This is a genomic window from Klebsiella sp. GG_Kp175, from assembly GCF_040062325.1.
In the GTDB taxonomy this organism is placed as follows: Bacteria; Pseudomonadota; Gammaproteobacteria; order Enterobacterales; family Enterobacteriaceae; genus Klebsiella; species Klebsiella quasipneumoniae.
Window position 1 is genome coordinate 310024 of sequence record NZ_JBEAFX010000011.1, and the last position, 22420, is coordinate 332443.

Annotated in this window: 17 protein-coding genes; 8 read left to right on the top strand and 9 right to left on the bottom strand. The window is 59.9% G+C overall.

All coding sequences use genetic code 11. The features are described 5' to 3' along the window. Window positions 1-4: 4 nt before the first annotated feature. A complete protein-coding gene (gene fdnG / locus ABLU73_RS17280; protein WP_348850317.1) occupies window positions 5-3052 on the bottom strand; it encodes a formate dehydrogenase-N subunit alpha in 3048 nt (1015 codons plus the stop codon). A 225-nt stretch (window positions 3053-3277) separates the two neighbouring features. On the opposite strand from fdnG, the gene yddG reads away from it, so the two are divergent. After that, the gene (gene yddG / locus ABLU73_RS17285) at window positions 3278-4156 is read left to right on the top strand and encodes an aromatic amino acid DMT transporter YddG (RefSeq protein WP_004202687.1); all 879 of its coding nucleotides are present in this window, start codon (window positions 3278-3280) and stop codon (window positions 4154-4156) included. Here yddG and benD read toward each other — a convergent pair. From benD to ABLU73_RS17320, 7 genes are all read right to left on the bottom strand, one after another. Further along, window positions 4153-4926, bottom strand: a complete 774-nt coding sequence (gene benD, locus ABLU73_RS17290) for a benzoate diol dehydrogenase BenD (RefSeq protein ID WP_023318370.1) — start codon at window positions 4924-4926, stop codon at window positions 4153-4155. The genes yddG and benD overlap by 4 nt on opposite strands. A gap of 9 nt (window positions 4927-4935) precedes the next feature. After that, window positions 4936-5952, bottom strand: a complete 1017-nt coding sequence (gene benC, locus ABLU73_RS17295) for a benzoate 1,2-dioxygenase electron transfer component BenC (protein ID WP_135683664.1) — start codon at window positions 5950-5952, stop codon at window positions 4936-4938. A gap of 9 nt (window positions 5953-5961) precedes the next feature. Further along, the gene (gene benB, locus ABLU73_RS17300) at window positions 5962-6447 is read right to left on the bottom strand and encodes a benzoate 1,2-dioxygenase small subunit (protein WP_004202692.1); all 486 of its coding nucleotides are present in this window, start codon (window positions 6445-6447) and stop codon (window positions 5962-5964) included. After that, window positions 6447-7829, bottom strand: a complete 1383-nt coding sequence (locus tag ABLU73_RS17305) for a Rieske 2Fe-2S domain-containing protein (protein ID WP_032456123.1) — start codon at window positions 7827-7829, stop codon at window positions 6447-6449. The genes benB and ABLU73_RS17305 overlap by 1 nt, the downstream gene beginning before the upstream one ends. Window positions 7830-7938: 109 nt before the next feature. Beyond that, the gene (gene catA / locus ABLU73_RS17310; RefSeq protein WP_348850327.1) at window positions 7939-8865 is read right to left on the bottom strand and encodes a catechol 1,2-dioxygenase; all 927 of its coding nucleotides are present in this window, start codon (window positions 8863-8865) and stop codon (window positions 7939-7941) included. Between the two features lie 66 nt (window positions 8866-8931). Continuing rightward, complete coding sequence (gene catC, locus ABLU73_RS17315) at window positions 8932-9222, bottom strand: muconolactone Delta-isomerase (protein WP_004202698.1); 291 nt, start codon at window positions 9220-9222, stop codon at window positions 8932-8934. A 19-nt stretch (window positions 9223-9241) separates the two neighbouring features. Then, the gene (locus ABLU73_RS17320; RefSeq protein ID WP_074194069.1) at window positions 9242-10405 is read right to left on the bottom strand and encodes a muconate cycloisomerase family protein; all 1164 of its coding nucleotides are present in this window, start codon (window positions 10403-10405) and stop codon (window positions 9242-9244) included. Window positions 10406-10522: 117 nt separating this feature from the next. Here ABLU73_RS17320 and ABLU73_RS17325 point away from each other — a divergent pair, with 117 nt between their 5' ends. Then, window positions 10523-11413: an IclR family transcriptional regulator C-terminal domain-containing protein gene (locus ABLU73_RS17325; protein WP_072140467.1), complete on the top strand. Its 891-nt coding sequence runs from the start codon at window positions 10523-10525 to the stop codon at window positions 11411-11413. Here the strand turns inward: ABLU73_RS17325 and kmrA are convergent. Then, window positions 11408-12907, bottom strand: coding sequence for an efflux MFS transporter KmrA (gene kmrA, locus ABLU73_RS17330; RefSeq protein WP_264924355.1), 1500 nt, complete (start codon window positions 12905-12907; stop codon window positions 11408-11410). The two genes, ABLU73_RS17325 and kmrA, sit on opposite strands and share 6 nt — an antisense overlap. Window positions 12908-13026: 119 nt before the next feature. On the opposite strand from kmrA, the gene ABLU73_RS17335 reads away from it, so the two are divergent. The 6 genes from ABLU73_RS17335 (at window position 13027) to narI (ending at window position 21927) form a co-directional block, all read left to right on the top strand. Further along, a complete protein-coding gene (locus ABLU73_RS17335; RefSeq protein ID WP_264924353.1) occupies window positions 13027-13602 on the top strand; it encodes a TetR family transcriptional regulator in 576 nt (191 codons plus the stop codon). A 175-nt stretch (window positions 13603-13777) separates the two neighbouring features. Next, window positions 13778-15160 (top strand): NarK family nitrate/nitrite MFS transporter, encoded by a 1383-nt coding sequence (locus ABLU73_RS17340; RefSeq protein WP_348850318.1) that lies wholly within the window; start codon window positions 13778-13780, stop codon window positions 15158-15160. 113 nt (window positions 15161-15273) lie between these two features. Beyond that, entirely contained in the window at window positions 15274-19014 is a 3741-nt protein-coding gene (locus ABLU73_RS17345) for a nitrate reductase subunit alpha (RefSeq protein ID WP_264924350.1), read from the top strand. Then, the gene (narH, locus tag ABLU73_RS17350) at window positions 19011-20555 is read left to right on the top strand and encodes a nitrate reductase subunit beta (RefSeq protein WP_126494325.1); all 1545 of its coding nucleotides are present in this window, start codon (window positions 19011-19013) and stop codon (window positions 20553-20555) included. Before ABLU73_RS17345 ends, narH begins: the two co-directional genes overlap by 4 nt. Next, window positions 20555-21250: a nitrate reductase molybdenum cofactor assembly chaperone gene (narW, locus tag ABLU73_RS17355; RefSeq protein ID WP_032453024.1), complete on the top strand. Its 696-nt coding sequence runs from the start codon at window positions 20555-20557 to the stop codon at window positions 21248-21250. Before narH ends, narW begins: the two co-directional genes overlap by 1 nt. Further along, window positions 21247-21927 carry a respiratory nitrate reductase subunit gamma gene (narI, locus tag ABLU73_RS17360; protein WP_023289864.1) on the top strand — a complete coding sequence of 227 codons (681 nt, stop codon included), beginning with the start codon at window positions 21247-21249 and terminating at the stop codon, window positions 21925-21927. The genes narW and narI overlap by 4 nt, the downstream gene beginning before the upstream one ends. Window positions 21928-22420 lie beyond the last annotated feature (493 nt).

Consider the following 22420-nt stretch of genomic DNA (forward strand, 5'->3'; position numbering starts at 1 on the left):
CTCCTTACGCTTTCTCGATGTTGACCAGAAACGCCTTATACTCCGGCGTTTGTGAGTTGGAATCGCCAACGTTCGGCGTCAGGGTGTTAGCGATATAGCCTTTGCGAGCCACGCCTTCAAACCCCCAGTGCAGCGGGATCCCGACGGTCTCCACCTGCTGGCCGTTGACGTTGAGCGTTTGCAGGCGGCGCGTCACCACCGCTACCGCGCGAATAAAGCCGCGCTGGCTGCTGACTTTCACCCGGTCGCCGTTGGCAATCCCTTTCGCTTTTGCCAGCCCTTCGCTGATTTCGACAAACTGTTCCGGCTGCGCGATGGAATTGAGCAGCGCATGCTTGGTCCAGGTATGGAAATGCTCGGTCAGACGATAGGTGGTCCCGACATACGGGAACTTATCCTTCTTACCTAAGCGGATGGCGTCCTCTTCATACAGACGCACCACCGGGCTGGAGATCACCTTCGGGTGCAGCGGGTTGGTGCCAAGCGGGGTTTCCATCGGCTCGTAATGTTCCGGGAACGGCCCTTCCGCCAGCTTATCCAGCGCGAACAGGCGACCCAGCCCCTCCTGCTGCATGATAAACGGCCCGGTGTTGCTCCCCGGCGGCGCGGTATTGAAGTCCGGAATATCATTCCCGACCCACTTGCTGCCGTTCCACTGGATCAACATCCGCTTCGCATCCCACGGCTTGCCGTTGATGTCGGCTGACGCGCGGTTATAGAGCACCCGGCGATTAAGCGGCCATGCCCAGGCCCAGCCCAGCGTATTACCCAGACCCGAAGGGTCGGCATTATCGCGATTCGCCATCTGGTTACCCTGCTCCGTCCAGCTGCCGGCATAGATCCAACAGGAAGACGCCGTCGTCCCGTCGTCGCGAAGCAGCGCGAAGCTGTTCAGCAGCTGGCCTTTTTTCGCCACCAGAGTGCCGTTGGCGTCATAAAGATCCGCCAGCGCCACGCCGTTGTTCTCTTTCGCGACCTCTTCAGACTCGGGGCGATCCGGCTGCTTATAGCGCCAGCTCATCTTCAGCAGCGGCTCTGCGCCTTTACCGCCTTCGGTGCGGTACAGTTCGCGCAGGCGATGGTAAATCCCGGCCAGGATCTCGCCGTCGTTACGTGCTTCACCTGGGGAATCCTGACCTTTCCAGTGCCACTGCAGCCAGCGGCCGGAGTTGGCGATCGAACCGTCCTCTTCAGCAAAGCAGGTCGATGGCAGGCGGAAGACTTCCGTCTGGATCGTCGACGGGTCGACGTCATTAGACTCGCCGTGGTTCTGCCAGAAAGTGGAAGTTTCGGTGACCAGCGGATCGATAACCACCATATACTTCAGCTTGCTCAGGCTGCGAACCACTTTGTTTTTGTCCGGGAAGGACGCGACCGGGTTAAAGCCCTGGCAGATATAGCCAGTAACTTTGCCGTTATCCATCATGTTGAAGTATTTGATAACGTCGTAAGCCTGGTCCCACTTTGGTAACCACTCAAAGCCCCAGTCGTTCTCTTTTTGCGCCGCCTCGCCGTAGAAGGACTTCATCAGGCTGACAAAGAATTTCGGGTAGTTGCTCCAGTAGTTCACCTGGTCCGGCAGGGTCGCTTTTGGCGTGTTGGCCGCCAGGTACGTCTGCAGATCCCGCTGCTTTTCAGAAGGCAGGGTCAGGTAGCCTGGCAGGCTGGTAGACAGCAGGCCAAGGTCGGTCAGCCCCTGAATATTAGAGTGACCGCGCAGGGCATTCACGCCACCGCCGGCCATGCCCATATTGCCTAGCAGCAATTGGATCATCGCCATGGTGCGAATGTTCTGCGCGCCGACGGTGTGCTGCGTCCAGCCCAGGGCATACAGGAAGGTGGTGGTGCGATCGGCGGCGCTGGTTGAGGCCAGCACATCGCACACCTTGAGGAAGTCCGCTTTCGGCGTACCGCAGATATTTTCGACCACCTCTGGCGTGTAACGGGAAACGTGCTGCTTCAGCAGATTCCACACGCAGCGCGGATGGCTTAGCGTCTCATCGCGTTTAGCGTAGCCGTTTTCATCGAACTGGTAGTTCCAGGACGATTTATCATACTGGCGTTTGTCCGCATCATAGCCGCTGAACAGCCCCTCTTCGAAGGCAAAATCATCCCGCACCAGCAGGCTGGCGTTGGTGTAGTGCTTCACGTACTCGGCATTGATTTTGTTATGTTCGATCAGGTACAGCAGCACCCCCGACAGGAAGGTAATGTCGGTACCGGAGCGAATCGGCGCATAGATATCGGCCACCGACGCAGTGCGCGTAAAGCGCGGGTCGACGACGATAAGCGTGGCGTCGTTGTTGTTCTTCGCCTCCATCGCCCAGCGGAATCCCACCGGGTGGGCTTCCGCGGCGTTACCGCCCATCACCACCACGACGTTCGCGTTTTTGATATCCACCCAGTGGTTAGTCATCGCACCGCGACCAAATGTTGGAGCAAGACTTGCTACCGTTGGTCCGTGTCAGACGCGCGCCTGGTTGTCTACCGCCAGCATGCCGAGCGATCGCACAAATTTTTGCGTCAGCATGCCGGTCTCATTACTCGCCGCCGAGGCGCACAGCATGCCGGTGGAAAGCCAGCGGTTAACCGTTACGCCCTGCTCGTTCTTTTCCATAAAGTTAGCGTCGCGGTCGGCTTTCATCAGCCGGGCAATGCGGCTGAAGGCTTCATCCCAGGAGAGTCGCTGCCATTTATCGGATCCCGGGGCGCGGTACTCCGGGTAGCGCAGGCGGTTATCACTGTGGACATAGTCCAGCAGGCCGGCGCCTTTCGGGCATAACGCGCCGCGGCTCACCGGATGGTCCGGATCTCCTTCGATATGGTAAATCGCTTCTTTGGCGTTTTTCGCGCCGTCGCCGAGGCTATACATTAATAGCCCGCAGCCAACGGAGCAGTAAGTGCAGGTGTTGCGGATCTCTTTCGCACGCAGCAATTTGTAGTTGCGTGCCTGAGCCAGCGCCATTTTGGGGGCAAAGCCCAGGGCGGCAGCTGTGGTTCCGGCCATACCGCCTGCGCAGATCTTAAAGAACTTTCTGCGGCTGACGTCCATTGCATTCCTCCATGCAGGATGTTGATTCATCGCGCGGAGGAAACTAACAGTAAAATCCCGGGAAAATTTGCGTCAAATCAAGGAGCAAAACCCACTCCCCCTTAATCGCCAGCCGCGGCCGTTTTCACTAATCCCCAGGGGTTACCCATGGCGGAAAATTTCACCCCGCGGCGGTCAAAAGATGATATATATGCCGGCTGCATTCGCGTAACCCTCAGGATAAGCATGGAGAAAAAGAGAGCCACGACCATCGGCTTCGCCGCCATTATTTTATGGAGCACCATGGTCGGATTGATTCGCGGCGTCAGCGAAGGACTGGGACCGGTCGGCGGCGCGGCGATGATTTACAGCCTCAGCGGCCTGCTGCTGATTTTTACCGTCGGTTTCCCTAACCTGCGCCAGATCCCGCGCCGCTATCTGCTGGCCGGCAGCGTGCTGTTTGTCAGCTATGAAATCTGCCTCGCGCTGTCCCTGGGCTATGCCGCCAGCCGTCAACAGGCCATTGAGGTGGGGATGGTCAATTATCTGTGGCCCAGCCTGACCATCCTGTTCGCCATCCTGTTTAATGGTCAGAAAAGCAGCTGGCTGGTGATCCCCGGTTTGCTTCTCGCCCTGCTTGGCGTCGGCTGGGTGTTGGGGGGTGAGCACGGCCTGCAGCTGGAGGAGATTATCAGCAACGTCATCTCCAGTCCGCTCAGCTATCTGCTGGCCTTTGTCGGCGCCTTTATCTGGGCGGCCTACTGCACGGTGACGGCCAAATATGCCGGCGGCAAAAATGCTATTACCCTGTTCGTCCTGTTAACCGCGCTGACGCTATGGCTGAAGTTTCTCGCCACGCCGCAGCCGCCGATGGTCTTCAGCTGGCCGGTCAGCATCAAGCTGCTGACGGTAGCGGTGGCGCTCGGTCTGGCCTACGCCGCGTGGAACGTGGGGATCCTCCACGGCAACGTCAGCCTGCTGGCGGCGGCCTCCTACTTCACCCCGGTGCTCTCCTCCGCGCTGGCGGCGATCCTGCTTAGCGCCGCGCTATCATGGTCGTTCTGGCAGGGGGCCGGGATGGTGTGTCTCGGCTCCCTGCTCTGCTGGTATGCAACCCGCCGTTAGCCGAGATCGCCGCCCGCCACCGGGAGGGTGACGCCGGTGATATAGCTGGCCTCATCGCTGGCGAGAAACAGGATCGCGTTTGCCTGTTCCGCCAGCGTGCCGTAGCGGTGCATCAGACTGCTGGCCACCGTCTGATCGACCACCTGCTGATACCACGCCTTCTCCTGCTCACTGGGCTGCTCGTCGTTACGCGGCGTCAGGCGCGGCGGCGCCTCCGTCCCGCCCGGTGCGACGGCATTGATGCGGATGCCGCTGCCGCTGTACTCCATGGCAATCGACCGGGTCAGCGCATTCACACCTCCCTTCGCCGCCGAATAAGGCACCCGGTTGACCCCCGCCGTCGCCACCGACGAGATATTGACGATGCAGCCTTTGCCCTGCTTCAGCATCCACGGCAGCGCCGCGCGGCAGCCCCACAGGGTAGGAAACAGCGAGCGGCGGATCTCTTTCTCAATCTGCTCCGGTTGATATTCGGCAAACGGCCGCGCCCAAATGGTCCCCCCGACGTTATTGATTAACACATCGATGCGGCCAAAATGCGCCACCCCGTCGGCAAACGCCTGCTCGGCGCTCGGCCACTGTTCCAGGTCCGCCTCCAGCGCCAGCACCTGACTGCCGGACTGAGCCAGCGTCGCCGCCAGCTCATGCACCCAGGGCGAACGATCGATGAGCAGCAGAGCCGCGCCTTCCGCAGCCGCCTGCTCCGCGGTTTGTCGGCCAATGCCCTGGGCCGCGCCGGTGATGGCGACCACTTTATCGCTAAAACGCATACTGCCTCCTTATGCCGCCGCGCTCTGGCTGGCGATAAATTTCTCGTACCAGAAGCCCGCCGGGGTGATCCCTCGCTCGCGCAGCGCCGTGGCGACCGCGTTGACCATCGGCGGCGGGCCGCAAAGGTAGATATCGACCTCGCCATTATTCAGCATGGCGTCGTTAAGATGGTCGGTGACGAAGCCGCGCTGTGGGCAAGGACTGTTTTCATCCGCCACCACCGGCAGCCAGCGAAAGTGGGTTAACTGCTGACGGAATGCCTCCAGCGCCTCGGTCTTCACCAGGTCCGCGTCGCGCGTGACGCCATACAGCAGGGTCACCGGGCGCGCGGCGTTCTGCGCCTGCAAGGTCTCGAGCATGGAGAGCAGCGGCGCCAGCCCGGTACCGCCGGCCAGCATCAGCAGCGGACGTTCGCCGTGGCGCAGATAGAAGCTGCCCATCGGGCCGCTGAGGGTAAGACGATCCCCGGGCCGCGCCTGCAGGGTTAACCACTGGCTCATCATGCCGCCGGGCACGTTACGGATCAGGAAACGCCCTTCTGCCGAGCCTGGCCGGGAGCTGAAGGAATAGGCGCGAACGTGCGGCGTGCCTGGCACCTGAATGTTGACGTACTGCCCCGCCAGGAAGTCCAGCGGCTCATCGAGGGCGACCACCAGCTCGATGGCGGTATCGGACAGACAATTCACCTGTCGCACCTGCGCCCCGGCGTTCGTCAGGGCGGTTTTACACTGCGCGGCGGCCACCGGCACATCGACAACGCAGTCGCTGGTGGGCACCATCTGGCAGGTCAGCACCTGGCGGGCCTGCGCTTCCTCATCGCTTAACGCCTCGTCGAGATACTCCTCGCCGAGATCGTATTCCCCGCTGGCGCAGTGGCATTTGCAGGTGCCGCACACGCCGTCCGAGCAGTCCATCGGCAGATTCACCTTCTGCCGATAGGCAGCATCCAGGACTTTCTCTCCGGCATGGCATTGAATAAAGCGGGTGATACCGTCCTCAAAATTAAGAGCAATAGTGAAGGTCATAGGCGCCTCTTAAATGTGGTAAACGTCAATCACCTGACGGATATAGTCGTTATTCAGGCGCACGGTTTTGCGCACGATCTGCGGCCGGCCGTCCTGCTCGGTCAGCGTGCAGCAGGTGGCGCCGAAAAAGGCATCGGTGTGCTGATAGCGGTGGCTCCAGGTCACCCAGCTGTAACGCACCTCCAGCCCCTCGTCGCTCTCCCCCAGCAGTTCGACGTTGCTGATGATATGGGTGGTCCGCGGCTCCGGCGTGCTGGCCCCGGAGCGCTCGGTTTTAATGCGGTAAACGCGATCCTCCAGCCCTTCCCGGTTGGGATAGTAGATAAGCGAAATCTCTTTTTGCGGGTCGCGCGTCAGCTGATCGTCGTCGCCCCACGCCGGCATCCAGTAGATCACCTGCGGGCTGTAGCAGCTGAGCCATTCATCCCACTGACGGTCATCCAGCAGACGGGCTTCGTGATAGAGAAACTGGCGTACCTGTTCGAGGTTCAGCATCAGGCCACCTCCACACGCTGGGTGATCGACTGGTCATAGCGCTGCTGCTCTTGTTCAATCGCCGCGAGCATCAGCGTCTGCCAGTGATGGTGATGGGCGATGTACAGCGCCTCGTCCTCCGATTTCACGCCGCTTAAGCGCGGATTAAATCCGGCGTGCTGCGCATGCTCATCCGGACCATCGACCCAGCGCAGCGCGCCGCGGCTGAGATCGCTCCACGCCAGATTTTCACCGAGATAGCCGCGCTGACAGGCGCTGAACTCTTCGAGATCGTCCGGGGTGCCCATCCCGCTAACGTTAAAGAAATCTTCATACTGGCGGATACGCAGGGCCCGCGCCTGGTCGGATTCCCCCTTCGGGGCAAAGCACCAGATAGTGACTTCGGTTTTGTCCACCGCCAGCGGACGAATGACGCGGATCTGGGTGGAGAATTGATCCATCAGATAGACGTTGGGGTACAGGCACAGGTTGCGGGTTTCGTTGACCATCTGGTCGGCGCGCCGTTCGCCGAATTCCGCCTGCAGACGCTCGCGATGGGCATACACCGGGCGCACCTCCGGATTCAGCGCCCGGGTCCACAGCAGCATATGGCCGTTATCAAATCCGTAGCCGCCGCCGAGGCTTTTTGACCAGCCGTTGGCGTCCACCGCATGGGTGCCTTGCGCTTCATAGTTGCGTCGCGACATGGTGGAGGCGTAGTTCCAGTGCACCACGCTGACATGGTAGCCATCAGCGCCGTTCTCCGCGCCCAGCTTCCAGTTGCCTTCGTAAACGTAGCTCGACGAACCCTTGAGCACTTCCAGCCCCTCCGGCGCCTGGTCGACGATCAGATCGATGATTTTACAAGTTTCCCCGAGATAGGCTTCCAGCGGCTGCACGTCGGCATTGAGGCTACCGAATAAAAAACCGCGATAGGACTGAAAACGCGGCAGCTTTTGCAGGTCGTGAGATCCTTCCTGTTTGAAGGTGTCAGGATAAGCGCCGGTGCTTTCATCTTTGGCTTTTAATAATTTGCCGTTATTGCTGAAGGTCCAGCCGTGAAACGGACAGGTAAAAGAGTTTTTATTCCCGGTTTTCCGTCGACATAACATGGCGCCGCGATGAGCGCAGCTGTTAATTAACGCATGCAGCTCATGCTTTTTATCGCGGGTAATAATCACCGGCTGACGCCCCAGCGTCAGGGTATAATAATCACCCGGTTCGGCAATTTGGCTTTCATGGGCGAGAAATACCCAGTTACCTTCGAAGATATGCTTCATTTCAAATTCAAACAGCTGCGGGTCGGTAAATATCGACCGGTGGCAGCGGTAAATATGATTTTCACGATCGACAATTAAGGCGTTGTTAATTTTGTCTTTAAGCGCTGATAGCGTTTTTTGCATGAGTCAGTCCCTCCTGCGGTATTCAGGATGAAATAAACCGGGTGAATTGTTAGCTTTCAGGTGCAATGTCTGGCCCGGGCAACCGCGTGCCCGGGGCCGTTACAGCAGATTACGCTTTGGCGCGCAGGCGGGCGCCGCGCTGCTCTTCGTCGGCGCTGAGCGCTTTACACAGGGTGAAATCAAAACAGACCTCAGTGTGCTCTCCCTCAAGGTCGCGCTGCGCGATAGTCTCGCGGTCCGTCACTTTAATCGGGTCGGCAATCAGACCGTCGCGGGTGGCAAAGGCAAAATCATCCCACAGGTATTTATCGCCGCTGAGGTTGATCTGGCTGGTGAGATGTTTATGCCCCGGCGCGGAGACGAAGAAGTGAATATGCGCCGGACGGTTGCCGTGGCGGCCTAACTGATCCAGCAATTTCTGCGTTGGGCCATCCGGCGGACAGCCGTAGCCGGAAGGCAGGATGCTGCGCACGCTATAGCGGCCATCGGCGCCGGTGCGGATCCGACGGCGCAGGTTGTATTCGCTCTGGCTCGGGTCGAAGAAGGAGTAATTGCCGAGGGTATTGGCGTGCCAGATATCGACGATGGCGTTGGCCACCGGCCGGCCCTCGGTATCTTTGACCTGGCCATGCAGCCACATCACTTCCCCCGGGTCGGCGCCATCATCGATCCGGGCGTGGCCATCGGCCAGCGGCGCATTGGCCACATACAGCGGCCCTTCGATGGTGCGCGGGGTGCCGGTTTCCCTGCGCGCCGCTGCGTCAATGGCGTCCTGACGCAGGTCGAGGAAATGCTCCAGACCCAGCCCTGCCGCCAGCAGCGCCGCCTCCTGACGACCACCCAGCGCATGCAGATAGTTCACCGCATGCCAGAACTCTTCTTCGGTGATGTTATAGTCGTCGATCAGCGTACAGATATTCTCCAGCAGACGGTGAATAATGGCTTTAAAACGTTCGTTTCCGCCAGGGACATGTAAACCTGCCCCTTCACGTAATAATTTCTGCACGGCTTCTTGTTGTACGAAAGCATTACTCATCATTATTCTCTCTTATCGTTGTAGGGTATTTACCGGGTCACCCCGGCATGAGGTCAGGTGTTATTATTAGCTATCATCGTCACGAACAGACGAGGGATGGCGGCACAGCGCCTCGACGCGAATATCCATAAAAGGATACAGCGGCAATCCCATTAATATTTGATGTAACTCTTCGGTATCTTTGACATCGAAAATACTGACATTGGCGTAAAGACCGGCGACGCGCCAGATATGTCGCCATTTGCCTTCCCGCTGTAATTGTTGCGAATAGGCTTTTTCGCGTTGTTTTATTTCCTCCGCTTCGGCGACGGGAAAGCCGAGCGGTATATTCACGGTCATATCCACTTTAAATAGCATCTGTTTCTCCTGTTTCCCGCTACGCCTGGCGGGTGTAAAAACGCAGTTTGTCTTCATCCAGCTCGACGCCAAGACCCGGGATTTGCGGCAGCACCACCTCGCCGTCGGCAAAGGAGAGCGGTACGCTGACGATATCGTCTTTCAGCAACAGCGGGCCGAACATTTCGGTGCCCCACTGCAGCGGCAGCGTCGACCAGGCGTGTAGCGAGGCAACAGTCCCGACGGTCCCCTCCAGCATGGTGCCGCCATACAGGCCAATACCCGCCGCCTGGGCGACGCGGGCCAGCGCCAGTACGCTGTTCGGTCCGCCGGCCTTGGCGATTTTCAACGCGTAAGCGCCGGTAAAGCCCTGCTGCGCCAGTTGATAGCCATCGTAAGCGGTGGCCACCGCTTCGTCGGCGAGGATCGCGGTTTCAATATGCTGGCTTAACCGCACCAGCGCCGCGTTGTCGTGGGCGCTGACCGGCTGTTCGATGAGGTCGACGCCCATCGCCGCCAGCTCGCGGCAGCCTTTCGCGCCGGTTGCGGCGTCCCAGGCCTGATTGACGTCGACGCGGATGCTGGCGCGATCCCCTAGCGCCTCCACAATGGCGCGGGTATGGCGCAGGTCGGTCGCTAATTCGCGTGCGCCAATTTTCAGCTTGAACGCCTGATGGCGCCGCTCGGTTAACAGTTTTTCCCCTTCGGCAATATCTTTCGCGGTATCGCCGCTGGCTAACGTCCACAGCACCGGCAACGCCGTTTGCAGCGCGCCGCCGAGCAGCGCCGACACCGGCAGCCCCAGCGCTTTGCCCTGGGCATCCAGCAGCGCGGTTTCAATGGCGGACCTGGCAAAAGTGTTGCCTTTAATGGCGCTGTTCATGCGGGCGGTCAGCGCATTCAGGTTATCAGCCGGTTGCCCCAGCAGCAGCGGCGTCAGGTAATGCGTTATCGCCGACGAGATAGCCTCCGGGCTCTCGACGCCATAGCTCAAGCCGCCGATGGTGGTGGCCTCGCCAATGCCGCAGATGCCGTCGGAGCGGGTAAGGCGCACGATCACCAGCGTCTGACATCCCATGGTGGTCATCGACAATTTATGTGGCCGGATGGTTGGGACATCCACAATCCAGCTCTCAATACGTTCTACGGTGGCAGTCATTTTCGCTTCCTGATGAGATGTATAACTTTTTGTACCCACATCCATAACGGGGAGGGCTGTGCCATTGACAATAGGGTTCGGCCTGGCGGATGGTCAACGGCGATAATCGAAATGTTGTGCGATTATCGACGCGTTTGTTAAAAGACAGTTATTAATGTGATCGTGGTGGTAAAACCGGCACAATTCAGCGCGCCCCATTTTGCGCAAGGTATAGTGATCTGCCGTGAGCTTTACGCTGCAACGGAGAAGGATGCGATGAGCGACAATATCCCCAATACGCTGAGCGCCAGGCAGGCCGAGCACGATCCCAACTTTATGCTGTCTCTGGCCCGCGGTCTGGAGGTGCTTAACGCCTTCACCCCACAGCGTCAGCGGCTGACCATTTCCCAGTTAAGCCAGAAAACGCAAATTTCCCGCGCGGCGGTACGCCGCTGCCTGTATACCCTCGCCGCGCTGGGCATGGTCCATAGCCCGGATGGCCGCCATTATGAGCTGCTCCCCCGGGTGCTGGCGGTGGGCCATGCCTATCTCGCCGGCACCCCGCTGGCGAAAGTGGCGCAGACGGCGCTGGACAGCCTCGGCAAAGCCCTTGGCGAATCCTGTTCGGCGGCGACACTCGACGGGGATAACGTGCTCTATATTGCCCGCGCGGCGGTGAATAATTTATTGAGCGTCGATATCGGACGCGGCAGCCGCCTGCCGGCGTGGGCGACGTCGATGGGTCGGGTATTGCTCAGTGCGCTGCCGGAAGAGCAACTGGAGGTGACACTGTCACGAGCCGTGCTCATTCGCTACACCCCACACACCCTATGCGATATGGCCGGGCTACGCGCGGAGATTGATCGGGTGCGCATGCAGGGCTATGCCCTCGCCGACCGGCAGATAGAGGTGGGCCTGTGCTCGCTGGCGGTGCCGGTGCTGTCGCGTCATGGCCAGGTGGTGGCCGCGCTGAATGTCGGGGTGCCGGCCGCGACGGTCAGCGCCGCGGCGTTAAAAGAGAAGGCCCTCGCCCCGCTACGCCGCGCGGCGATGGACCTGTCGCTACAGCTATAGCGCCGACTGCGGCTTCTTCACGGTGGCGAGGCTGCGCCAGATCCCGGCGGCCAGCAGCAGAAGCATGACCCCCGCTGTCGCTAGCACCAGACTGTGCGCCTGGGTAAAGGCCGCCTTCGCCGCCGCCATCAGCGCCTCCGCTACCCCGGCGGGTAGCGCCTGGGTCAGGCTAACCGCCTCGCCGATCGATGACGACGCCCGCTGCGCCATGGTCTCATTCAGCCCGGGCGGTAGCACAATGGTGGCGCTGTAGCTGCGGGTCAGGATCAGGCCGAACAGGGCAATGCCGAGGCCAGCGCCCAGCTCATAGGCCATGGTTTCGATCGCCCCGGCCGCCGCCGCTTTCTCCTTCGGCGCCGCCGCCATAATGGCGGAGCTGGAGGCCAGCAGCGCGCTGGCGACGCTAAAGCCGAGCAGCGTCATCAGCCCCCAGGCCAACCATTGCTGAGTGCTGAAATCGGTCAGCGCCAGGCCCAGAAAGCTGAAGGCGCTGAGCAACATCCCGCCGGTCGCCACCTCGCGCAGCCCGAGCTTCGACACCAGCATCCCGGCAATCGGCCCGCTAAAGCCGCTGGCCACCATCACCGGCAGCATAAACATCCCCGCCTCGAACGGCGTTTTCTGATGCACAAACTGCAGCTCCTGAGCCATCAACAGCTCAAAACCCACCAGGGTAATCAGGGCGGTCATCGCCATCATCACCCCGCTTAAAATAATGCGATGAGTGAACAGTCGCATATCCACCATCGGCCGGACCGCCGACAGCTGTTTGCGGATAAACCAGGTGAGCATCGCCGCCCCGCCGATCGCCACCAGCGCGGTGAGCCACAGCGCCAGCTGGCCCTTCAGGGCCGATTTGGCGCTAAACACCAGCATCAGGATCGCCGCAATCAAAATGAGCGCCTGCAGCAGGTTCAGCGGCTGGTCGCGGCGCGCGGGCTGACGCGGCACCACTTTGGCGTTAATGGCGATAACCACCAGCACAATCGGCACGTTGATCAGGAACACCGATCCCCAGTAGAAATGCTCCAACAGCATGCCGCCCACCAGCGGGCCAAAGGCCGCGCCGCCGGAGCCCACCGCCGCCCACAGCCCCAGCGCCATATTGCGCTGGCTGGCCTCGGCAAAGGTGCTGCGGATCCCGGCCAGCGTCGCCGGCACGATCATCGCCGCCCCCACCGCCAGCAGGGCACGGGAGGCAATCAGCGTCAGAGCCGTCGGCGACAGTGCGGCGCACAGCGAGGCGACGCCAAAAATAGCGCTGCCGAGCAGCAGCAGACGTTTAAAGCCGATTTTATCGCCAAGGGCGCCCATCGGCAGCACCATCCCGGCCATCACCAATGAATAGATATCAATGATCCACAGCAGCTCATTGCCGCTGCTGCCCAGCGCGACGCTGAGGGTCGGCGCGGCCACATGCAACACCGTGGCGTCAATCGCCACCGGAATATAAACCAGCAAAATCGCCATCAGCGTCATCCATTGCCGTGACATAGCTTGTACCTCAATGTTAGAACTTGGACACACGTCCAGGATGGCGATCCTGCCGGATTGTTGAACGCATGTCCAACTTTTTGTTACACTCGGCCAAAGCCAGATATCAGCGGGGTTCTATGCACTATTTACAGCGGGATGAGCGACGGGAAGGGATTATGCAGGCCGCCATGCGCCTGGCGCTGCGCGGCGGCTTCAGCGCCATGACCGTGCGGCAGATCGCCCGCGAAGCGCAGGTGGCCGCCGGGCAACTGCACCACCACTTCGCCTCCATCGGCGAGCTGAAGTCCCAGGTGTTCATCCGTCTTATCCGCGAGATGCTCGACATGCCGCTGGTGGCCGAGGACGCCAGCTGGCGCGAGCGGTTATTCTCGATGATCGGCAGCGAGGATGGCCGGCTGGAACCCTATATCCGCCTGTGGCGGGAAGGCCAGGTACTGGCCGACAGCGACCCGGACATCAAAGCGGCCTACCTGCTAACCATGACCATGTGGCATGCCGAGACCGTGGCGATCGTTGAGCAGGGCCTCGCCTGCGGTGAGTTTCATTCGACCGAGCCGCCGGCGGATATCGGCTGGCGTTTTATCGCCCTGGTGTGCGGCCTCGACGGGATTTACGCCCTCGGCACCCAGACCCTGGACGAGACGGCGTTTAGCCGTTACGTCAATAAGATGATAACCCTGGAGTTATTTTAGTTAAATTTTACATTTAGTAACAATTAATCCCGCTACGCTCTCCACGTGCTCTCCGACAGCACGTTTTTTTTATCTACGCTTTTTAGATAACGCCAATTAAGGGTTATTCTCCGTCCCCTTGTATTCAGCTGTTGACCTTATTTATTTACTCCATTCCGGGCAATTAGAGGGCAATATGTCGGTACAAAATGAGAAAGATAATCATTACCTTTTGAAAAACTGGCAGCCAGAAAATAAGGCCTTCTGGGAAAACAAGGGCCAGGCTATTGCGAGAAGAAACTTATGGATATCAGTAACCTGCTTACTACTGGCCTTCTGCGTCTGGATGTTATTCAGCGCCGTGGCGGTCAATCTTAATAAGGTCGGTTTTCATTTCACTACCGACCAGCTTTTTTTATTAACCGCACTTCCTTCACTTTCCGGCGCGATATTACGGGTGCCCTACTCCTTTATGGTGCCCCTCTTCGGCGGGCGCTACTGGACTGTATTAAGTACAGTGATCCTGATTGTGCCTTGTATTTGGCTGGGCGTGGCGATCCAGAATATTGCTACTCCATTTTGGGTATTTATTGTTATTGCGCTGCTGTGTGGTTTTGCCGGGGCGAATTTTGCTTCCAGTATGGGAAATATCAGTTTCTTTTTTCCCAAAGCCAAACAGGGCAGCGCGCTGGGGGTCAACGGCGGCCTTGGCAATCTGGGGGTCAGCGTGATGCAGATGGTCGCTCCGGCGGTAATCTTCCTGCCGCTCTTCACCTTCCTCGGCGTCCATGGCGTCACCCAGCCCGATGGTTCAACGATAGCCCTGAGCAATGCGGCGCTCATCTGGGTGCCGCTCCTGCTGTTCGCCACCGCTGCCGCCTGGTTCGGTATGAATGACATCGCCAGTTCGAAGGCCTCGATTCGCGATCAACTCCCGGTGCTCAAGCGTCCGCATATGTGGCTGCTCAGCCTGCTTTATCTGGCGACCTTCGGCTCATTTATCGGCTTCTCCGCCGGCTTCGCCATGCTGGCGAAAACCCAGTTTCCTGCGGTCGACATTCTCAAGCTGGCTTTCTTTGGGCCGTTTATCGGCGCGCTGGCGCGCTCGTTCGGCGGGATCATCTCCGACCGTCTGGGCGGTGTGCGGGTGACGCTGGTCAATTTCGTGCTGATGGCGCTCTTTACCGGCCTGCTGTTCCTCACCCTGCCGGGCAGCGGATCCGGCAGCTTCCTCGCCTTCTACGTGGTGTTTATGGGGCTGTTTTTAACCGCCGGACTCGGCAGCGGCTCCACCTTCCAGATGATCGCCGTCATCTTCCGTCAGCTCACCATCGACAGCGTGAGGCAGCGCGGCGGCAGCGAAGAAGAAGCGCAGCACGAAGCCGTAACCGATACCGCTGCCGCGCTGGGCTTTATCTCGGCAATTGGCGCCATCGGCGGCTTCTTTATCCCGAAAGCCTTCGGCACCTCGCTGGCGATGACCGGTTCGCCGGTCGGGGCGATGAAGGTCTTCTTCGTTTTTTACGTGGTTTGCGTATTGGTGACCTGGCTGGTCTACGGCCGACGTAAACCCGCTTAACCATAACGATTTATCTGCCGGATGGCGGCTTACGCCTTATCCGGCCTACGCGTTCGTTCGCTCATCCGGCCGGGTGGCACGATGCCGGACATCATCGGAGCAGGAGAAATGTCATGAGTAAACTACTGGATCGCTTTCGCTACTTTAAGCAGAAAGGCGAGACCTTTGCCAACGGCCACGGTCAGGTCTACAACAACAACCGTGACTGGGAAGATAGCTACCGTCAACGCTGGCAGTTCGACAAAATTGTCCGCTCCACCCACGGCGTGAATTGCACCGGCTCCTGCAGCTGGAAAATTTATGTCAAAAACGGTCTGGTGACCTGGGAAACCCAGCAGACCGATTATCCGCGTACCCGCCCGGATCTGCCGAACCATGAACCACGCGGCTGCCCGCGAGGCGCCAGCTACTCCTGGTATCTCTATAGCGCCAACCGTCTGAAGTACCCGCTGGCGCGTAAACGGCTGATTGCGTTGTGGCGCGAAGCACTGGCGCAGTTTCCCGACCCGGTGCAGGCCTGGGATAGCATCATGCAGGATCCGGCCAAAACCTCCAGCTATAAAGCGGCGCGCGGCAAAGGCGGCTTTGTCCGCTCCAGCTGGAAAGAGCTGAATCAGCTTATCGCCTCCGCCAACGTCTGGACCATCAAACACTACGGTCCGGACCGCGTCGCCGGGTTCTCGCCGATCCCGGCGATGTCGATGGTCTCCTACGCCGCGGGTACCCGCTATTTATCCCTTATCGGCGGCACCTGCCTTAGCTTCTATGACTGGTACTGCGACCTGCCCCCCGCCTCGCCGATGACCTGGGGCGAGCAGACCGACGTGCCGGAATCCGCCGACTGGTACAACGCCAGCTACATTATCGCCTGGGGCTCCAACGTGCCGCAGACCCGGACCCCGGATGCCCACTTCTTCACCGAAGTGCGCTACAAAGGCACCAAAACCATCGCCATCACTCCGGACTATTCGGAAGTGGCCAAACTGTGCGACCACTGGCTGGCGCCGAAGCAAGGTACCGACAGCGCGCTGGCGATGGCCATGGGCCACGTGATCCTCAAAACCTTCCACCTTGATAACCCGAGCGATTACTTTCTTAACTACTGCCGCACCTATACCGACATGCCGATGCTGGTGATGCTTGAGCCGCGCGACGATGGCAGCTATGTGCCAGGCCGCATGCTGCGCGCCTCCGACCTGCTGGATGGACTGGGCGAAACGAATAACCCGGAATGGAAAACCGTCGCCTGCACCGCCGACGGCGAACTGGTGGCGCCAAACGGTTCCATCGGCTTTCGCTGGGGCGAAAAAGGGAAATGGAACCTCGAACCGCTGGCTGACGGCAAAACGGTGGAGCTCACGCTGTCTCTGCTGGATATTCGCGACAGCGTGGCGTCAGTCGCCTTCCCCTACTTCGGCGGCAATGAAAACCCGCATTTCCGCAGCGTGCCGCAGGCACCGGTAACCCTTCATCCGCTCCCGGTGAAACAGCTGACGCTGGCCAGTGGCGAAAGCGGCCTGGTGGTCAGCGTATATGACCTGATTCTGGCTAACTACGGCCTGGACCGAGGGCTTGATGATGTCAATGCGGCGAAAGATTTCGCCGAGGTTAAAGCCTATACCCCGGCGTGGGCGGAGCAGATCACCGGCGTGCCGCGCCAGCATATCGAACAAATCGCCCGCGAGTTCGCCGATACGGCGCATAAAACCCATGGCCGTTCGATGATTATCCTCGGCGCCGGGGTAAACCACTGGTACCACATGGATATGAACTACCGGGGGATGATTAACCTGCTGGTGTTCTGCGGCTGCGTCGGCCAGAGCGGCGGCGGCTGGTCGCACTATGTCGGCCAGGAGAAGCTGCGCCCACAGACCGGCTGGCTGCCGCTGGCGTTCGCGCTGGACTGGAACCGCCCGCCGCGGCAAATGAACAGCACCTCCTATTTCTACAATCACGCCAGCCAGTGGCGCTATGAAAAACTGACCGCGCAGGAGCTGTTGTCGCCGCTGGCCGACGCCAGCAAATTTAGCGGCAGCCTTATCGACTTCAACGTCCGCGCGGAACGGATGGGCTGGTTGCCTTCTGCGCCACAGCTCAACGTCAACCCGCTGGCCATCAAGCAGCAGGCCGAGGCCGCCGGGCTATCGCCCTCGGCGTTCACGGTGCGGTCGCTAAAATCCGGCGAGATCCGCTTTGCCGCCGAGCAGCCGGACAGCGGCAAAAACCATCCGCGGAACCTGTTTATCTGGCGCTCTAACCTGCTGGGATCGTCCGGTAAGGGGCATGAGTACATGTTGAAATACCTGCTCGGGACCGACAGCGGTATTCAGGGGGATGAACTGGGCGCCAGCGATGAGGTGAAACCTGAGGAAGTCGAGTGGCAGACGGCGGCTATCGAGGGCAAACTCGACCTACTGGTGACGCTGGATTTCCGCATGTCCAGTACCTGTCTCTTTTCCGATATTGTTCTACCGACCGCCACCTGGTACGAAAAAGACGATATGAACACCTCGGATATGCATCCGTTTATCCACCCGCTTTCCGCCGCCGTCGACCCGGCGTGGGAGGCAAAGAGCGACTGGGAGATTTACAAAGATATCGCCAAATCCTTCTCGCAGGTCTGCGTCGGCCATCTCGGGAAAGAGACCGACGTGGTGCTGGTCCCGCTGCAGCATGACTCTCCGGCTGAGCTGGCGCAGCCGTTCGAGGTGCTTGACTGGCGCAAGGGCGAATGCGATCTGATCCCCGGGAAAACCGCTCCGTCGATTGCCCTGGTGGAGCGCGACTATCCCGCCACCTGGGAACGCTTCACCTCTCTCGGGCCGCTGCTCGATAAGCTTGGCAACGGCGGAAAAGGCATCTCGTGGAATACGCAAAGCGAAGTCGATTTCCTCGGCAAGCTTAACTACCTCAAGCAGGACGGTCCGGCCAAAGGCCGGCCGCGGATCGACAGCGCCATTGACGCCTCCGAAGTTATTCTCAGCCTCGCGCCGGAAACCAACGGCCAGGTGGCGGTGAAAGCCTGGCAGGCGCTGGGAGAATTTACCGGTCGCGACCACACTCATCTGGCGCTGAATAAAGAGGATGAGAAGATCCGCTTCCGCGATATTCAGGCGCAGCCGCGCAAGATCATCTCCAGCCCAACGTGGTCCGGACTGGAAAGCGAGCACGTCTCCTACAACGCCGGTTATACCAATGTGCACGAACTGATCCCGTGGCGCACCCTCTCCGGGCGGCAACAGCTGTATCAGGACCATCCGTGGATGCGGGCTTTCGGCGAAAGCCTGGTGGCTTATCGCCCGCCCATTGATACCCGCAGCGTCAGCCAGATTAAGGCCGTGCCGCCGAACGGTTTTCCGGAGAAAGCGCTGAACTTCCTGACCCCGCACCAGAAATGGGGGATCCACTCCACATACAGCGAAAACCTGCTGATGCTGACGCTGTCGCGCGGCGGGCCGATCGTCTGGCTCAGTGAAACTGACGCCAGAGAGCTGGGCATTGAAGATAACGACTGGATTGAAGCGTTCAACGCCAACGGCGCCCTCACCGCCCGGGCGGTGGTGAGCCAGCGCGTGCCGCCGGGGATGACCATGATGTATCACGCTCAGGAGCGGATTATGAACATCCCGGGTTCGGAAGTGACCGGCCGCCGCGGCGGCATTCATAACTCCGTCACCCGCGTCTGCCCGAAGCCGACGCACATGATCGGCGGCTACGCCCAGCTGGCCTATGGCTTTAACTACTACGGCACCGTCGGCTCCAACCGCGACGAGTTCATCATGATCCGCAAAATGAAAAATATTGCCTGGCTGGATGACGAAGGTCGCGATCAGGTACAGGAGGCGAAAAAATGAAAATCCGTTCTCAGGTTGGAATGGTGCTGAATCTGGACAAATGCATCGGCTGTCACACCTGCTCGGTCACCTGTAAAAACGTCTGGAGCAGCCGGGAGGGCATGGAGTACGCGTGGTTCAATAATGTGGAAACCAAACCGGGCATTGGCTACCCAAAAAACTGGGAAGACCAGGAGCAGTGGCAAGGCGGCTGGATCCGCGGCATCAGCGGTAAACTGACGCCCCGCCTCGGCAATCGGGTTAGCGTGCTGTCGAAGATATTCGCCAACCCGGTGCTGCCGGCGATTGACGATTACTACGAACCTTTCACCTACGATTACCAGCATCTGCACAACGCGCCGGAGGGAAAATATCTGCCTACCGCCCGCCCACGCTCGCTGATCAGCGGCGAGCGGATGGATAAAATTGACTGGGGCCCGAACTGGGAGGAACTGCTCGGCGGTGAGTTCGAGAAACGCGCCCGCGACCGTAACTTCGAAGCCATGCAGAAAGAGATGTACGGCCAGTTCGAAAACACCTTTATGATGTACCTCCCGCGCCTGTGCGAGCACTGCCTCAACCCGAGCTGCGTGGCCACCTGCCCGAGCGGCGCCATCTACAAGCGTGAGGAAGATGGCATCGTGCTGATAGACCAGGACAAATGCCGCGGCTGGCGGATGTGCATCAGCGGCTGTCCATATAAAAAAATCTACTTTAACTGGAAGAGCGGTAAGTCGGAAAAATGCATCTTCTGCTATCCGCGCATTGAGTCCGGGCAGCCAACGGTGTGCTCCGAAACCTGCGTCGGGCGCATCCGCTATCTCGGCGTCTTGCTGTATGACGCCGACCGTATCGAAGAAGCTGCCAGCACCGAGCATGAAACCGACCTCTATGAGCGCCAGTGCGAGGTGTTCCTTAATCCAAACGATCCGGCGGTCATCGAGGAAGCGTTAAAACAAGGCATCCCCCACAATGTCATTGAGGCGGCGCAGAAATCGCCGGTCTATAAGCTGGCGATGGACTGGAAGCTGGCCCTGCCGCTGCATCCGGAGTATCGCACCCTGCCGATGGTCTGGTATGTGCCGCCCCTGTCGCCGATCCAGTCGGTTGCCGACGCCGGCGGCCTGCCCAACAACGGCGCCATCCTGCCGGCGGTGGAGAGCCTGCGCATTCCGGTCCAGTACCTGGCGAACCTGTTGAGCGCCGGGGATACCGGGCCGGTATTGCGCGCGCTGAAACGGATGATGGCGATGCGCCACTACAAGCGCTCGCAAACCGTTGAGGGCGTGACCGATACCCGGGCAATTGAAGAGGTGGGACTCAGCGTTGAGCAGGTCGAAGAGATGTATCGCTATCTGGCGATCGCCAACTACGAAGACCGCTTCGTGATCCCCACCAGCCATCGCGAACTGGCGGAGGACACCTTCCCGGAACGCAACGGCTGCGGCTTTACCTTCGGCGACGGCTGCCACGGGTCAGATACGAAATTCAACCTGTTTAACAGCCGGCGGATTGACGCCATCGACGTCAGCGGCGTGCGTAAGCATGGGGAGGGCGAGTGATGCGGATCCTGAAAGTGCTCGGTCTGCTGCTGGAGTATCCCGACGAGGTGCTGTGGGAGAACCGCGACGAAGCCCTGGCGCTGGTCAGCGCCGATATCCCTTCCCTGACGCCCTTTGTCGGGGAGCTGCTGGCGGCGCCGCTGTTGGATCGCCAGGCCGACTGGTGCGAGGTGTTCGAGCGAGGGCGCGCCACCTCGCTGCTGCTGTTTGAACATGTGCATGCTGAGTCCCGCGACCGTGGCCAGGCGATGGTGGACCTGATGAATCAGTATCAGCAGGCAGGTCTGCTGATCGATTGCCGAGAACTGCCCGACTATCTGCCGCTGTATCTGGAGTATCTCAGTATTTTACCCCTCGCCGACGCCCGTGAAGGGCTGCAGAATATCGCGCCGATTCTGGCGCTGATCGGCGGCCGCCTGAAGCAACGAGAATGCTCGTATTATCAACTGTTTGACGCCCTGCTGGAACTGGCAAAAAGCCCGCTCACCAGTGACAGTGTCACCAAACAGGTGGCGGGAGAAAAGCGCGACGATACCTGTCAGGCGCTGGACGAAGTGTGGGAAGAAGAGCAGGTGAAGTTTATTGAAGATAATGCGACCGCTTGCGACAGCTCGCCTATGCAAGCTTATCAACGACGCTTTAGCCAGGATGTGGCGCCGCTGTACGTCGACATCCGCGCCGGAGGCCCGAAATGATCCAGTATCTGAACGTCTTCTTTTACGATATCTACCCTTACCTTTGCGGCGCCGTGTTTCTGCTCGGCAGCTGGCTACGCTACGACTATGGGCAGTATACCTGGCGCGCGTCATCCAGCCAGATGCTGGATAAACGCGGGATGGTGCTATGGTCGAACTTGTTTCATATCGGCATTCTCGGCATTTTTTTCGGCCATCTCTTTGGCATGCTGACCCCGCACTGGGTCTACTCGTGGTTCCTGCCAATGTCGCAGAAGCAGCTGATGGCGATGATCCTCGGCGGCGTGTGTGGGGTGCTCACCCTGGTGGGCGGCATCGGCTTGCTGGCTCGCCGCCTGACCAACCCGCGCATTCGCGCCACCTCCACCACGGCAGATATTCTGATCCTGTGCATTTTGCTGATTCAGTGCGCGCTGGGGCTGACGACGATCCCCTTCTCCGCCCAGCATCCGGACGGCAGCGAAATGCTCAAGCTGGTGGACTGGGCGCAGGCGGTGGTCACCTTCCACGGCGGCGCCTCGGCGCATCTGGACGGCGTGGCCTGGATTTACCGCGTCCACCTGGTGCTGGGGATGACCATCTTCCTGATCTTCCCGTTCACCCGTCTGGTTCACGTCTGGAGCGCGCCGGTGGAGTATTTCACCCGCCGCTACCAGGTGGTGCGCTCCCGACGCTGAGCGCTGGCGGCTGTTATCATTCATCCTAACCGGTAGCCCGGACGCGGCCTTCGCGCGAGTCCGGGTAGTTATCGACCCGGCTCCAGCCGTTATGCCGGGTGGCGGCTGTCGTCTTACCCGGCCTACAGGGCCCTCTCACAGAGCTCATCCCCCGTAGACCCGCGCAAGCGCAGCGCCGCCGGGCAAGAAATCAGGCACGGTACCTGTAATTTCGCCGGGTGGCGGCTGTCGCCTTACCCGGCCTACAGGGCCCTCTCACAGGCTCATACCCCGTAGGCCCGCGCAAGCACAGCGCCGCCGGGCAAGATATCAGGCACGGTACCTGTAATTTCGCCGGGCGGCGGCTGTCGCCTTACCCGGCCTGCAGGGCCCTCTCACAGGCTCATACCCCGTAGGCCCGCGCAGGCGCAGCGCCGCCGGGCAAGATATCAGGCACGGTACCTGTAATTTCGCCGGGTGGCGGCTGTCGCCTTGCCCGGCCTAGAGGGCCCTC

Coding starts and splice junctions, on each gene's coding strand:
- narH (WP_126494325.1), top strand. CDS start 19,011: ATGAAAATCCGTTCTCAGGTTGGAATGGTGCTGAATCTGGACAAATGC.
- benB (WP_004202692.1), bottom strand. CDS start 6,447: ATGCTGAACCTCGAACAGGTACGCCAGTTTCTCTATCACGAAGCCCGT.
- ABLU73_RS17305 (WP_032456123.1), bottom strand. CDS start 7,829: ATGCAAAAAACGCTATCAGCGCTTAAAGACAAAATTAACAACGCCTTA.
- kmrA (WP_264924355.1), bottom strand. CDS start 12,907: ATGTCACGGCAATGGATGACGCTGATGGCGATTTTGCTGGTTTATATT.
- yddG (WP_004202687.1), top strand. CDS start 3,278: ATGGAGAAAAAGAGAGCCACGACCATCGGCTTCGCCGCCATTATTTTA.
- ABLU73_RS17345 (WP_264924350.1), top strand. CDS start 15,274: ATGAGTAAACTACTGGATCGCTTTCGCTACTTTAAGCAGAAAGGCGAG.
- catA (WP_348850327.1), bottom strand. CDS start 8,865: ATGAGTAATGCTTTCGTACAACAAGAAGCCGTGCAGAAATTATTACGT.
- narI (WP_023289864.1), top strand. CDS start 21,247: ATGATCCAGTATCTGAACGTCTTCTTTTACGATATCTACCCTTACCTT.
- benC (WP_135683664.1), bottom strand. CDS start 5,952: ATGACCTTCACTATTGCTCTTAATTTTGAGGACGGTATCACCCGCTTT.
- ABLU73_RS17320 (WP_074194069.1), bottom strand. CDS start 10,405: ATGGATGTGGGTACAAAAAGTTATACATCTCATCAGGAAGCGAAAATG.
- benD (WP_023318370.1), bottom strand. CDS start 4,926: ATGCGTTTTAGCGATAAAGTGGTCGCCATCACCGGCGCGGCCCAGGGC.
- narW (WP_032453024.1), top strand. CDS start 20,555: ATGCGGATCCTGAAAGTGCTCGGTCTGCTGCTGGAGTATCCCGACGAG.
- ABLU73_RS17340 (WP_348850318.1), top strand. CDS start 13,778: ATGTCGGTACAAAATGAGAAAGATAATCATTACCTTTTGAAAAACTGG.
- ABLU73_RS17335 (WP_264924353.1), top strand. CDS start 13,027: ATGCACTATTTACAGCGGGATGAGCGACGGGAAGGGATTATGCAGGCC.
- catC (WP_004202698.1), bottom strand. CDS start 9,222: ATGCTATTTAAAGTGGATATGACCGTGAATATACCGCTCGGCTTTCCC.